This window comes from Pseudoalteromonas sp. GB43 (genome assembly GCF_054923805.1).
Window position 1 is genome coordinate 1479408 of record NZ_JBPCHJ010000001.1, and the last position, 13885, is coordinate 1493292.

Genomic DNA, 13885 nt, shown 5'->3' on the forward strand with positions numbered 1-13885 from the left:
AGCTGCACCCGGTGGTACAAGCGGTCATACATTTTCTTTATCATCAATACAGGCATGCAGAATGTATGGACCTTCACTATTAACTAGCGCATCAACCGCAGCATCGACTTCATCTGCTTTAGTGATGGTTTGACCTGGAATGCCAAACACCGCTGCTAACTGCACGAAATCAGGATTATCTGAAAGGTTTGTTTCAGAATAACGACCTTCAAAAAATAGCTGCTGCCATTGACGTACCATGCCTAAGCGCTGGTTATCTAAGATTAGAATTTTAACTGGCAGATTGTTACGGCGAATTGTAGCCAGTTCTTGAATGTTCATCATGATTGAGCCATCACCCGACACCGTGATCACAAAATCATTTGGACGAGCAACTTGAGCGCCGATAGCGGCCGGTAAACCAAAGCCCATGGTACCTGCACCACCACTACTTAAATGATTGCTTGGGTGGCTAAACTTCATGTGCTGCGCCACCCACATTTGGTGCTGACCCACATCACAGCACACAACACCCGTTGCTGGCATTTTTTGGCTTAGTTGGTTTAATAAATATGGGGCAAATACTTTCTCGCCTGGATAGTCATAACGCCATGCATGCTCTTTCATCATGCTTTCGATATGCGTTAACCATTCATCAGGCGTTACAAAACAATCAAGTTGCGGTAATGACGTTTTTAAATCTGCGACTAATGACGCTTTTGCAGGCTTACGCTTACCAACCTCTGCTGCGTCGATATCAAGGTGTATCACTTTTGCTTTTGCGGCAAACTTGCTTAAATTGCCAGTAACACGGTCGTCAAAACGGGCACCGATACAAACCAAAACATCACACTCTTGCACTGCTAAGTTAGCTGCTTTACCACCATGCATACCTAGCATACCCAAATCATATTCATAATCAGGTAATACACTGCCTAGCGCTTTTAGAGTTGATACCGCAGGCATATGTGTTTTTTCTAAAAACTGCATAAGCTCGTTTTGTGCATCAGCAGCTTGTACACCACCACCGATATACGCCACAGGGCGCTGCGCTTCACTTAAGATTTGATTAGCTATTGCAACTTGGTTCGGGTCTAATTTTGGTAAATGATCTTCGGCGGCTAACCAAGGGTGGAATGGCACTTGTGCCATTTGGATGTCTTTCGGGATATCAACTAACACAGGACCTGGGCGACCGCTTTGCGCTAAGTGGATGGCTTCTTGTAGGATTTCGGCTAAATCTTCTGCTCTTTCAACCATGTAACTATGTTTAGTACATGATAACGACATACCTAACACGTCCACTTCCTGAAAGGCGTCGGAGCCTATTGCGGCGGTAGGTACTTGCCCTGTGATGGCAAGTAACGGCACTGAATCCATCATTGCATCAGCAAGAGCGGTTATTAAGTTGGTTGCACCAGGGCCTGATGTTGCAAAACACACACCTAACTTACCTGTGCTGCGGGCAAACCCCACTGCTGCAAAACCCGCTCCTTGCTCATGACGCGTCAAATAATGTTTGACTGGCGCACCGTACAAGGCGTCGTAAATAGGCATGATGGCACCGCCTGGGTAACCAAAAACATCCTTAACGCCATGTTTGGCTAATAAATCGATTGTTAACTCTGCGCCTGTCATCGTAAATCCTCATTCCTCAGTGACATTGTGTATTTGCTGCGACTCAAACCTTAAAACAAAAAAGCCCCCCGGACTGTTAAGTGCGGGGGGCTTTTTAAATGCTTCACTTTTCTCTAAGCACTAACTAGCCCCCGCGGTAATAATAATCACCACGACGTTAATTAGAATTAGAGAAAGTTTGTTTGTAAGCATTTATCTGTAACCAAATTCTGTTCATTTGTAGCGGAAATCTAGCCATCCCGCTGTCTTTTTCTATTAGTACCGCGCTGGGGGCGTTAAGTCAACATAAAATTCAATTCAAAAAACAAGCAAAAAAACGACTTTATAGAAATAAATATCTAAACTTTACCATTAATAAGATTTATTTTTCGCCATTTGCTTAATATTGAAATTTCATACCTCTTTATCTGCCATTCTATGATTGATTAATTTTTGGCAATTAAATGTAATTTTTTCTGCTTAAAGCCGATTTAATTTAACGCATCAAAGAAGAATTAGTTTAGTATTGAAAATAACCACGTAATGAAAAGGAAAGTTATGAAATTCGTCCAACGTATAAATGCCCTGTTTTTTATGGTGCTACTGCTTGGTTTTAGCCAACATGCACTTGCCGAGCCGGGATTATGGAAAGTAGAAAAGAACGGCGTTGCTTCATATTTATTTGGTACCGTACATGTTGGCGATGACAGCATGAAAGGCTTACCGAGCAAGGTAAAAAAAGCACTCGATAACTCAGATAAAGTCATTGTTGAGGTGGATATCAGCGCTATTTCACCGATGGAAATGCAGCGTCGCTCATTACCATTTATGATGCTGAAAAATGGCAAAACCTTACAATCAGAATTATCACCAGAAAACTATGCAAAACTGCAAAAGTACTTTGCGGATAAATCAATTGATATTGCGATGTTTAAGAACTTAGCACCGTGGGCGGTGATGGTCACCATGATGCAAATGGAGTTCCAAAGCGTTGGTTTTTCAGATCAATACGGCATAGACAAGCAAGTACTTGCTTATGCTCAAGAACATAAAATTTCTGTTGGTGAGCTAGAAACTCTTGAACGCCAAATGGAAATGTTTGAGCACTTAGCAATCATGAATGACAAAATGATCGAAGAAACGTTCGACCAACTTGCAGATGTAGACACCTACTTTTTTGGCCTCATCAAGGCTTGGAAATCAGGTGACATGAAAACACTTACACAGTTTTATAACGAAAGCTTTGATGACTCTCAGTATGGTCAGCTAAGCGAGCAAGTGATGTTGATAGACCGTAACAACGATTGGGTTAATCAACTATCTACTCGCATCGGTAAAGAAAAGCTGTTCATTGCAGTGGGCGCTTTGCACTTACCAGAGCAACACGGCTTATTGAAGCAATTAACAGATAAGGGTTTTACCGTTACCCGTATTTAAATGATTTCAATCGTTTAAAAAGCGCCTTATGGCGCTTTTTTTGTGAAATCAGCCATCTCTAAATAATTGTTGATACCGACTATTTTGTCACTCGCGTGGTGATTAACATACACCACGGTGCTGGTGCCTGCAGCACAGATTTTTTCTATTAGTAATAACACGCGCTGCCTATTCGCTTCATCAAGACCTAAGCAAGGCTCATCAAGAATCAACAAGTTAGGGTGTTTAACCATAGCCCGAGCAATCAACAATAAGCGCTGATCACCAAAAGACAGTTGGCTAAATGAACTGCTTTGTTTATCACTTAAACCTAATAACGCTAACCACTTTTTGGCAATGGCAAGTTGCTTATCAGTGGCTTTTTGGTAAAGACCAATGCTGTCATAAAAGCCCGAAACAACCGTATTGAGCGCAGTGATACTCACTCGATAATCCATATGTAGCGCGTTAGAGATATAACCAATGTGTTGTTTAATTTGCCAAATACTCTCACCGCTGCCGCGCTGGTAACCAAACACCTTGATATCGTTGTTGTAACACTGCGGGTTATCACCCGTGATAAGGTTCAGCAAACAGGTTTTACCTGAACCATTTTTACCTGTTAACTGCCAATGTTCGCCTTGGTTAATTTGCCAGTTTAGTTTTTCAAATATAGCCTCGCCGCCATAACTGACTGATGCGTTGTTTAATCTTACCAGCATAGAGTCTGTGAGCGGAGGCGCTTGATGGTCAATATCTGCCTCAGGTATTTGTAGCTGAGTATGAGTAAGGTGCAATAGCTTAAGTAAATCATCGCGCTGCTCGGCTGTAGGCTTTGCTAATTGCTGAGCCACATGACCCTCTTTAACGTAGGCGTAATGATCCACAAAGTCAGGGATCTCAGTTAAGCGATTGAGCACAAAAATAAGGGTCGTTGTTTTACTAAGCTCAGTGAGTAGCTGATTAAGTTCAGCCATTGCCGTAACATCTAAACCATCAAAAGGCTCATCAAGCACAAGTAAATCTGGCCGACCGATTATGGCTTGAATCAACATTAGTTTGCGGGTTTCGCCGGTCGATAAATCGCGAAATGCCTTGCTAAGTTTGTCACTAAAATCAAATAGGCTTATTAGTTGCTGTAGCAAATCACTATCAAGCTGTTGCTCGTCTCGACCTGCAATAATCAGCTCATAAACTGTACTCGTAGCCGTAACACCCTCAATAATATCATCTTGATCTTTAGTTAACTCGGCCGCGAGGAGCTGCTTTTGGCTGTCTGGCGATACCAATGCTATACGCTCAAAGCTATTCTCATACTGGCCTTGCTCTATTTTCGCAAAACCAGCAATGGCAGCGGCCACAGCCGATTTACCCGCCCCATTGGCGCCAAGTAATACCCAATGCTGCAATGGCGATACATTGATATTGAGCTCATCTAAATAATAAACGTCATTGCCTTGAACCTTCAGGCTGGCTCGAACATTAACCAACTGCACTTGTTGCACTTTGAATCCTCATTCTAAGTTACCGTTAGCTTGACGTTACCGCATTCGATAAAAAATTAAAAATCGTTTAAACCTTTTTTGAACACGGCTGCGACTAAGGTATAAAAGGTCATTAACAGGAATCAGACAATGAAAAAATTACTTTGTGTAGCAGCAATAGGCCTAGCACTTACAACAACATACGCAATGGCAAAAGACTCACGTGAGCTAAATCATAACTTTACAGTGAATGGCGCAAGCCAGCTTGATATTGATTTTCCGGTGGGCAGCTTAGAAGTCGAAAGTTATGACGGCAGTGAAGTCGTGGTTACGGTTCGCATTGAACCAAAAAATGACAATAGCTGGTTCAGCTCTGATGTTGACTTATCTGATATCGAATTAAGCCACTCGCAAAGTGCCAGCTCACTTAGCTTAAAATTAGATAACGATGACATTCAACAAAACTGGTATGTAAAAATGCCTAAATCAATGGCAATTGATGTTGAGCTAGGTGTAGGTGATATTGAAATTAACGACGCAAGTAATTCAGTTGAGATTGAGCTTGGTGTGGGCGCAGTAAGAATTGATAGTGCGCTTGACGATTACAGACGCATTGAACTGGATACCGGTGTGGGCGACACCAAGATTCGCGGCTTGAAAAAAGAGGCTAACACCAGCCGCAAAGTCGTTAGCTCTCACTCAAGCTACCGAGGCAATGGACTGCATGATATTGACGTTGAAGTAGGTGTTGGCGACATCAAAGTAACAAACTAATTTAACGCTTTGGTTATCCCTGTGAGCTCTCGGTAAATAAAATACTGAGAGCTTTTTGCACTGAATCTAGCGAGATCGGTTTGTATACATGTAGGTTAGCCCCAAGTTCATACACACGTTGTAAATCATCATTTGATGTATTGGCCGTCACCACCAAAATTGGCACCTGTTGCCCCTGCTCATTACGAATAATATCAATCGCTTTAAAGCCATCCATAACTGGCATATTCAAATCCATAAAGATTAAATCATACTGCTTATCTGACGCTTTATCTGTGGCGATTAAGCCATTTTCAGCGATATCAAAGCTGTAATTTAACTGCCCTAAAATACGACCTAATATAGTGGCATTCAACTGATTATCTTCCACAATTAAGCAGTGTAACTTATTGGGTAATAAAACCTCTGCGTCATCACCAGCGGCATTACTTAACTCTAAGCTAAGCACCACTTTAACACCTTGCGGTTGAGCACTTAAAAACTCAATATTCCCCTGCAAAGCTTTAACAATATGCACCACCCTCAACAAACCAGTTTTAAGGCCTTGAAAATGCTGCTCGCTATCATTTTCCAAGCTGAGTATATCGGTCGGTGGCTTTTCAAACCCTTTGCCGTTATCTTGCACTTCAATAATATAGTTTTGTTCGCCTTGGCTTCTTGCTGTGATCGCAATTCGACCTTGTTCAGCAGTAAATTTTACTGCATTGTTGATGAGTTCAGCCAAAACTTGCTGTAAACGAGCATGATCAGTGAGTACATCTTTGTTAAGAGATTCTGGAATATCGATACTAAGCAGAATATTCTTTTCGTCGCAAACATATTCAAATGGGGTGATCGCGTGTTTTAGAGTCGACTTTAAATTTCCACGACTCGGGTTTAATTGCCAATTTCCTGTTGTGAGCTGTTGTAAATCAACAAGTTCATCTAACATTGCGACTAATCTATTCACACAATAAACAGCTTGTTTTTTAGTTGCGAGCTGTTGTTCATTGATATCAAGCGCTTCAATAGAGGCTCTAAGGCCTTGTATTGGTGTTCGAAATTCATGACTTGCGCGAGCTATAAAGCGCTCTTTATTTTTGCTTATTTGCTCCGCATATTCTTTTTGAGTTTGATACTTATTAATTGTTTTAGCGATTAATGATTCCATTGGCTTAAAGACAAAAAATAGTTCAATCAATAACAACAGCAAAGCCGTTAACCAAAATATTAATTCAACTGTTGCAATAAATGTGACTTTTTTTACAGACTCTTGCTCAAGCAACTCAACAGCTACATCTAATTCATTTAATAAGACTTCAACTTGTTGAGTTTCGAAAACAGGCCCGTCAAAATCTGTGTAGTCGTCACGGCTATTTAATAGCTTCTGTGCTTTACTTACATAGCGCTTAACACGCGCATCAAGCTTATTTGGAGCAGCAAAGTAATGTGCCTCTAACTCCTGATTTAAATGACGAAACGTATTTGGACCATCGCGAGCAACCAAAAACTGGTGACCTGCAATAAACTGCTCAACGGTGTCTTGTAGCAGCTTGCGATGCTGTTGCTTTACAGGCAGAGACTTGTCATAAATTAATGCGTTACCATGCAAAGCAATCTTTTGAGAGAGCATTCGTTGCTTGCCGGCAATATTGATCACCTCGGCATCACCCTTTTGGATATACAACAAAGATTGAATCAAGGCCGCTGAAAAGGATATTAGAAGCGCTATCGCTAATAACCCCCAGCGATATCTTTTACGGATATCAATAACTAGGTTTAACATGCATTTCTCTGATCTTTTTATTTTATTCTAGTCTAAATTAAGCAGTAAAGCCCACTATTAAGTGGGCTTTATCAACAAACAAAGCAGTACTTAAAGGCTACCTATTTTCGAGGCGGTTATAATCAAATAACCCAAATTCGACACCTCGGTATTCTTTAGCTACACGATGCAAAATATCGCTGTATTGCCAAAACTGAGGATGCGTTCGACGAATCGCAAATTCGCTTTTCAGGTCTCTATATGCCGACTCATCAGTCACTTTAGCAAGCCCAGCTGCAAATGCAGCAACCTGTTGTTCGTTATGTAGATACCAAATTGCTTCTGGGTAATCACCAATAAACCCCGGTACAATTGTTACAGTATCTTCGTCATAAGCTCGCTGCCCTTCTTCATTCAATAAACTCGAAATATTGTAATGAGCATTGTGATGAATAAGAGTATAGGCTTTGTGCTGTTCATCGCCCTCTTTGACTAACACAAACGAAATTTGCGGCAGTAGATTAATTGCTTTGACAGGCAAATCATTTATTTGTGCAAGCGGTTCTGGCACTTTGGTGTAGTCATAACGAGGACTCAAAATTGGTTTGAGCTTCTCTTTAAGCATGTTATACAGCTCAGACTGCTGATCTGCTGTTTTGAATTCAATGCCAGTAGGTTGACTAAATGACAGTTCATCTTCAAAGAAACTGGTTAAACTAGGTGGTGATTTACGATACCACTGAGCTTTAACTTCTTTACGTTTAGCTTCTGGTAATAACGCCAAATAATTCGCTTCGCCTTCTAAGCGTAAAAAGTCCATATACAAACGAGTTAAAAGCTGGTGACCTATATTGCCGTACACATCAAACCCCGCCACCAGCAGGTAATGAATACGCTCAAATAAGGCATAATCGAGTATCCAAGCAGTCTTTGGTTGCTGACCTATCCAACCTTTTACAACCGTTGCACTATCGAAATGACGGAACACCGTCAGCGCTGCATTTTGGTTATGACCATCACCTTGCCAAAGTAAATCGGTGGTAAGGTGCAGACCGTTCTCAAACATCTTATTTGCCAGTGCAACTTTTGCTGATAAGTATTTGTTTTGGCGTTTTGAGTACTTTACCCAACTAGAAATCGGTAAAGCGTTACTTTCTTCTTCTGCAGGTAAAGCTAGCGCATCTTCATGTTGTAACAACATTTCACCGACTTTAGGTGTCGCCGCCATTTCAGGCTTAGCAAAACCAACCCAAAACTGATCGTTAATCACGTTTAACGCGATTTGACCACGACAAACAGGACCTTTAATAAAGCCCATGATTATAAGCTCTGCTTCATCAAGCATAAATTGATAACGCGAGTTTACTGGAATTGCTGCAAAAGCTTTAAACGGATTTGATGCTACTTCAGGCTTATAGCTTGGCAATTTATTTACTTGATAATCAGCTTCAATAAATTGCGAATGTAAGCGGGCAAGTTTTTCATCATTTAATGCTAAAGGTAAATGTGTTTTAGCTAAAATAGTCGAGCGGTCATGCATTAAACGATAGTAAACTCGTTCAACTTTAGGGTCTTCATAAGGGCGACGCGTGCTAATATGCTTGATCTCTTCTCCCGGCGGAGTCGAAGAGCGAACTAGTTTAAAGTAGCTGTGTTTATCGCCATGCTCAGGAAAATAAATATGCGCTAAGTACCAGTGCTCGTAAATATAACGAGCAGCTAGTTGATGCTTTAAACCATCTTGATTTAAGAAAGCTTCCCAGCGCTCCACTTGCTTAAGTACGCCTTTTTCAGGGGGCTCAATATGAGCAAGATATCCGCCTTTTCTGAGCCATTTAGCAAGGTGCTGAAACTCTTCGCTTGAGATCCCCGGTAAACCATAAGGCATACCACTGTGCGGGCTATCTTTAGCAAATGAGTCAAACTCATTCATTGTGGTACATGTTTGCTCACGGTCGAGTGAAAAATCAAACTCATCGCCTAAAATAGCTTGCTTAGGTAGTGGGCTACTTTGCTTAAGTACTAAGGCATTATAAAGCACACTACCGGCAAGGTTCGCTTCTTCGGTTTGAGCTCGCTCATTAAGTACAGGGGTAAAGCTTTTTTCACGCCACTGGGCGGTACTTGTCGCATCAAACAGCAAGCGGCTTGGCTCTTGCGCTAGTAAACGTGTGCCGTCATAAACACGCTCTTTACTTAAGCCGCGGTCGATACCTTCCACAGAAGATAACTTAAGCTGACACGGTGCATCATAGCAGCCATGACAAACCACACAGCGACTATCAAGTACGGGCTTTACATCACTTAAAAACTCAGCACCTTCAAGTGTTGATGCAGCAACAACACGCTCTCTAGGTTGCTCTTCACCAAACAATTCATCGTAATGAGCAGCGCCTAAATATGCACAGCCACTTAAAAGAATAAGGCCGAATACGGTCGTGAGGGTTTTTCTCATCCTTCCTCCTCGATATCTTCAACGTCATCACCTAAATCGAAGGTTGGCATCATATCTACTTGCGGCGACACAAAAGTTTGATCATTGTCACAGCTAAGCATTGCGCTCAATAATGGCCCGCGAACTAAAGTTAACTGCGCGTCGTGCTCACTATTAATCAATACTTGATAATCATCATTTAACGCTTCAAGACGATATTCATTAATAGCAATAGCGACACTGCTATCAGCAGCTGGGTTTTGGCAAAGCTGCGCAAGTAACTCTTCGCTTAACGTTACATGTAATAATAGATCTGGGGACTCGATGTCACGGCTATGAAGGTTTTCATCGAAATAAAAAAGAGGAAGGGTTAATTCGCTATTTTGCTCTAATTCCATGTGCTGTTCTCTACATCAAAATGACTTTTAATTGTACGAGTATAGCAAACTATAAGTTCAAAAATTAGCGAAACTTATCAGCAGTTAGCAGCTTTTTAGCTACTAACTAACCGAGTTATAAAAACAGTGAAAAAAGTATTACCAAGGTAGCGTTTCACCATTTGAATGCCAAAACCCACCTGTGTTGCTAAGGTTTAGTTCATCAATACGTTTGATGAGACGCTCTGCGGCAGTTTCAGGGCTGATATCGCCAGCAAAATTAACCATTTGCGTTTGTACAAAGCCTGGGTGAAATAAGCCAACAGCAATTTTTTTATCTTTTAACTCATAGGCTAAACTAACACTCGCGGCATTAAGGGCCGCCTTTGACATGCGATAACCAATGTAACCGCCCGAGCCGTTATCAGCAATTGAGCCCATGCGCGATGTAATCATCGCCACTTTAGCATCAATGCCTAAACTTTGCTGTAATGCATGCGTAATACGAATAGGCGCGATACTGTTCACGCTAATTTGCTTTTCGATGGCAGCAAAGTCCATATCAGCGAATGTTTCGTTGTGAAAAATACCGGCATTATTAACCAAAATATCAATTTTGTCGCCGTGTAAGTAATTGGCAAGTGTTGCAACATCATCGGCGTTAGATACATCAATGTCGCTAATAACTTTCACATCGAGTGCTTGAAGTTCTTCGCTTGGGGTGCGAACCACCGCGGTAACACGGTAACCTTGGGCTAAATACTGTTTACATAAATTAAGGCCAATACCTTTATTGGCCCCTGTAACCACCACATGCTTAGTCATCAATCTGCTCCTTAGTTGGGGTATTTATACCTAAACCACCTCAAGGTGCGAGTTTCTGCATCTTGATGAGGCTTAGGTGTATACTTTGGGACAGATTGGCAAAAACCAAGAGCTTAAGTTAATTCATCAATGGTTGACTTAAGAATAGAAAAAACGGCCCCTTGTGGGTCGGTAATCACACTAAAACGCCCAACATCTGGAATGTCTGTTGCTGGCACACAAATAGCGCCATTAAGCTGCGTTGCTTTGGCAACCGCCTGATCGCAATCTGCTACCGCAAAATACGGCATCCAATGCGGTGGAATATCATCTGGCCATTCATCGGTCATTTCGAGCATGCCTGCTATCGGTTGCTCATCAATAGTGAATAAGGTGTAGTCCATACCTTCCATGGGTTTCACCTCAAACTGCCATCCGAATAACTGACAATAAAAGTCGCGACTTTTTTGCATGTCTTTCGACACAAGCTCAAACCAATAAGGTAGGTTAAGCTCTTGCACTCTTTTAGCTCCGATATGCTCACCCGCTTGCCACAAGGCAAATGTTGCGCCGCCAGGCTCTTGCAGCATCACCATTCGACCTGCCGTCATGACATCATGTAGCCCTGCCAAAACCGTTGCCCCCAATGATTTTGCCAGCTCAGTGCTTTGGTCAACATCATCAACAGCAATATATAATAACCAATGGGTTGGCATCTCACTCATACTTGCAGGCAGTTGATACATAGCGGCAATATCATCACCTTGCTTTTGCAGCATGGTGTAATACATGTCTTCACCTATTGGCTGATCATCAAAACCCCAGTCAAAAAGTTGCGTGTAAAATTGCTTTGCAGCTTGCCAGTCTTTTGCGCATAACTCGGCCCAACAGAAAGTACCCGCAGGGTGTTTTGTATTTATTTTTGTCATGACTGTTCCTCCTTCATTAACGGTAATCAACAAGCGGCTTTTTTACCAATTATTTTTTAAATTAATTAAATAACCGTTTAGAAAAATTAAATAATCATTATCAGTCACTTACAGAAAAGCCAAAGTAAACCAAGTTTTTATAGTCTTTACACAATATTGATTGCAGCAATAAACACATATATAAATACGAACAATTTTTAATAACAATTATATAGCGATTTAACGATGTCAATGAAATTTGCGCTTCCTTTTTTACTTACTCCTATCGCTGCGCTAGCAAATCAGGCTCAAGATATTGAGCGTATTACTGTTTCTACAACGCGTAGTACTGCACCTGTTAGTACTGTACCTGCAACTATCAGCGTTATTACCAGTGAAGACATTGCTGAGCAACTTGCTCACACTCAAGATCTATCGCAAATTTTAGGTAATTTATTACCGAGCTTTTCACCAAGTCGTCAAAAAATGACCAGTGCAGGTGAAACACTACGTGGCCGTGAACCGCTATACATGATTGATGGTGTACCTCAGTCGAACCCGTTGCGTAATGGTTCTCGTGACGGCAATACAATTGATCCTGCCATGATCGAACGCATCGAAGTGATCAGTGGTGCTAATGCAATCCAAGGCATGGGCGCAAGCGGCGGTATTATTAATATCATCACAAAATCAGCAGGCGATTTTAATCACCAAATGAGCGCAGGGTTTAGCACTCCGACAGACGGTGGCAGCGACAGCCAAAGCTATAAAGCCAGCTACTTATTCAGCCAACAGCTAGATGATATTAGTTTTATTGGCGGTGTATCGGCACGTAGTACTGGTATGTATCGCGATGGTAACGGAGACTTTGTTGGGTTAGATGGCACACAAGGTGATACGCAAGACTCAACCAGCCTAGACCTATTTTTAAAAGTTAAATATCAGCTTGATAATGAACAAAGTATTCAAGCGATGCTGAACCACTACAAAATTGAGGGTAATGGAGATTTTGTTGCTATTAGTGGTGACCCAACAACAGGCCTTACCACATCAGCTGAAAAAGGCGATATAGAAGGTGATGCACCACGCAACCGTGTAACAACCTTCACCCTTGATTACAACCACACGAATATCGCTGGCGGCAACCTTGCAGTTCAGTTATTCACGCAAGATTTTGCGGCAATGTATGGCGGCGGTACATTTGGCACTTTCCAAGATCCTGAATTTGGTGAAAACCTTTACGACCAATCTCAAAACAAGTCACAAAAGTTTGGAAGTCGCGTTACTTATAATAAAGATAACCTATTAAGCAGCCAGTTTGATATTGCGACCGGTATCGATTTACTTTCTGACGAAACATACCAAGAGCTTGCGCAAACAGGTCGTCATTGGGTGCCAAAAACCAAGTTTAATAACATCGCACCATTCGCTCAGCTACGTTATGACGGCTTAGAAGATTGGACTTTCAATGCCGGTGTTCGTTACGAGTACGGCAAATTAAAAGTAGATGACTTTACTACCCTAGCATCTTACAACAGCAGCTTTGTAGAAGGCGGTGAGCCAAGCTTTAACGAATTATTAGAGAACTTAGGTGTTGTCTACCAAGTGACTGATGACCTTCGTTTCTACGCAAGCTACAGCGAAGGCTTTAGCATGTCCATGTGGGGCGTGTACTGCGTGGTATAAACCAAGCTGGCTTATCGGTTGAAAGTTTCTTAAACCTAGAACCTGTGATTTCTGATAACCGCGAATTAGGTTTTGAATATGCAAGCGATAGCTTCAATATTAAAGCCAGCTAGTTTGAATCTGACTCAGACTTAGGCTCTCGTTTACAAGCTGATGCTGATGGTATTTACAGTGTAAAACGTGAACGCACTGAGATCTCAGGTTTTGAAGCCAATGCACAGTATTACCTAACTAACAGCACAACATTCGGTGCAAGTTACGCTGATACAGAAGGCCAATATGACGGTGATGGCGACAATAAAGTAGAGAGCGACTTAGGCGGCAGCAATATTTCACCGACACGGTTAAACCTTTACTGGCAGCAACAATGGCCAGCAAGTCTGTCTAGCCGCTTACAAGTTAATAAAGTGTTTGACCGCGACTTTAATACTGGTGAAGAATTTGACGGCTACACAACCGTTGATTTATCAGTGCAATATCAAAGTGCTGAGTATGGTGCATTTAGCCTAGGTATCGATAACCTGCTAGATAAGTACTACATCACTTATTATGGGCAAACAAACCCATCGGCAACTCGCTATTTTGCAGGCACTGGCCGTACTGTAAATCTAACTTGGAACTATGCATTTTAGATTTAAGCTAAAGTAATTAAACAACAAAAA

At 41.7% G+C, this 13885-nt stretch carries 12 protein-coding genes; 5 read left to right on the forward strand and 7 right to left on the reverse strand.

The annotated features are described in order from the left end of the window. Positions 1 to 24: 24 nt before the first annotated feature. Positions 25 to 1617 (reverse strand): acetolactate synthase 2 catalytic subunit, encoded by a 1593-nt coding sequence (gene ilvG / locus ACRWSG_RS07090; RefSeq protein WP_462165959.1) that lies wholly within the window; start codon positions 1615 to 1617, stop codon positions 25 to 27. Positions 1618 to 2154: 537 nt separating this feature from the next. Between ilvG and ACRWSG_RS07095 the strand changes: the two genes are divergently transcribed. Next, positions 2155 to 3033: a TraB/GumN family protein gene (locus ACRWSG_RS07095; protein WP_138619838.1), complete on the forward strand. Its 879-nt coding sequence runs from the start codon at positions 2155 to 2157 to the stop codon at positions 3031 to 3033. Between the two features lie 26 nt (positions 3034 to 3059). Here ACRWSG_RS07095 and modF read toward each other — a convergent pair whose 3' ends face one another. Further along, a complete protein-coding gene (gene modF / locus ACRWSG_RS07100) occupies positions 3060 to 4517 on the reverse strand; it encodes a molybdate ABC transporter ATP-binding protein ModF (RefSeq protein WP_462165960.1) in 1458 nt (485 codons plus the stop codon). Positions 4518 to 4646: 129 nt separating this feature from the next. On the opposite strand from modF, the gene ACRWSG_RS07105 reads away from it, so the two are divergent. Beyond that, positions 4647 to 5270 (forward strand): DUF4097 family beta strand repeat-containing protein, encoded by a 624-nt coding sequence (locus tag ACRWSG_RS07105; protein ID WP_138601195.1) that lies wholly within the window; start codon positions 4647 to 4649, stop codon positions 5268 to 5270. Positions 5271 to 5283: 13 nt separating this feature from the next. Here the strand turns inward: ACRWSG_RS07105 and ACRWSG_RS07110 are convergent, their stop codons facing one another. From ACRWSG_RS07110 to ACRWSG_RS07130, 5 genes are all read right to left on the reverse strand, one after another. After that, positions 5284 to 7035 (reverse strand): hybrid sensor histidine kinase/response regulator, encoded by a 1752-nt coding sequence (locus ACRWSG_RS07110; protein WP_462165962.1) that lies wholly within the window; start codon positions 7033 to 7035, stop codon positions 5284 to 5286. A gap of 97 nt (positions 7036 to 7132) precedes the next feature. After that, positions 7133 to 9469, reverse strand: coding sequence for a fatty acid cis/trans isomerase (locus ACRWSG_RS07115; RefSeq protein ID WP_462165963.1), 2337 nt, complete (start codon positions 9467 to 9469; stop codon positions 7133 to 7135). Then, the gene (locus ACRWSG_RS07120) at positions 9466 to 9846 is read right to left on the reverse strand and encodes a hypothetical protein (RefSeq protein ID WP_054554103.1); all 381 of its coding nucleotides are present in this window, start codon (positions 9844 to 9846) and stop codon (positions 9466 to 9468) included. Before ACRWSG_RS07120 ends, ACRWSG_RS07115 begins: the two co-directional genes overlap by 4 nt. A 138-nt stretch (positions 9847 to 9984) precedes the next feature. After that, complete coding sequence (locus ACRWSG_RS07125; protein WP_199530011.1) at positions 9985 to 10650, reverse strand: SDR family oxidoreductase; 666 nt, start codon at positions 10648 to 10650, stop codon at positions 9985 to 9987. A gap of 113 nt (positions 10651 to 10763) precedes the next feature. Next, on the reverse strand, positions 10764 to 11558 hold the full coding sequence (locus tag ACRWSG_RS07130; RefSeq protein WP_462165964.1) for a VOC family protein: 795 nt from the start codon (positions 11556 to 11558) through the stop codon (positions 10764 to 10766). A 231-nt stretch (positions 11559 to 11789) separates the two neighbouring features. Between ACRWSG_RS07130 and ACRWSG_RS07135 the strand changes: the two genes are divergently transcribed. From ACRWSG_RS07135 to ACRWSG_RS07145, 3 genes are all read left to right on the forward strand, one after another. Next, positions 11790 to 13223, forward strand: a complete 1434-nt coding sequence (locus ACRWSG_RS07135; protein ID WP_462165966.1) for a TonB-dependent receptor — start codon at positions 11790 to 11792, stop codon at positions 13221 to 13223. Further along, complete coding sequence (locus ACRWSG_RS07140) at positions 13199 to 13336, forward strand: hypothetical protein (protein WP_462165967.1); 138 nt, start codon at positions 13199 to 13201, stop codon at positions 13334 to 13336. The genes ACRWSG_RS07135 and ACRWSG_RS07140 overlap by 25 nt, the downstream gene beginning before the upstream one ends. Before the next feature lie 81 nt (positions 13337 to 13417). Then, positions 13418 to 13855: a TonB-dependent receptor domain-containing protein gene (locus tag ACRWSG_RS07145; protein ID WP_462166908.1), complete on the forward strand. Its 438-nt coding sequence runs from the start codon at positions 13418 to 13420 to the stop codon at positions 13853 to 13855. Positions 13856 to 13885: the final 30 nt, after the last annotated feature.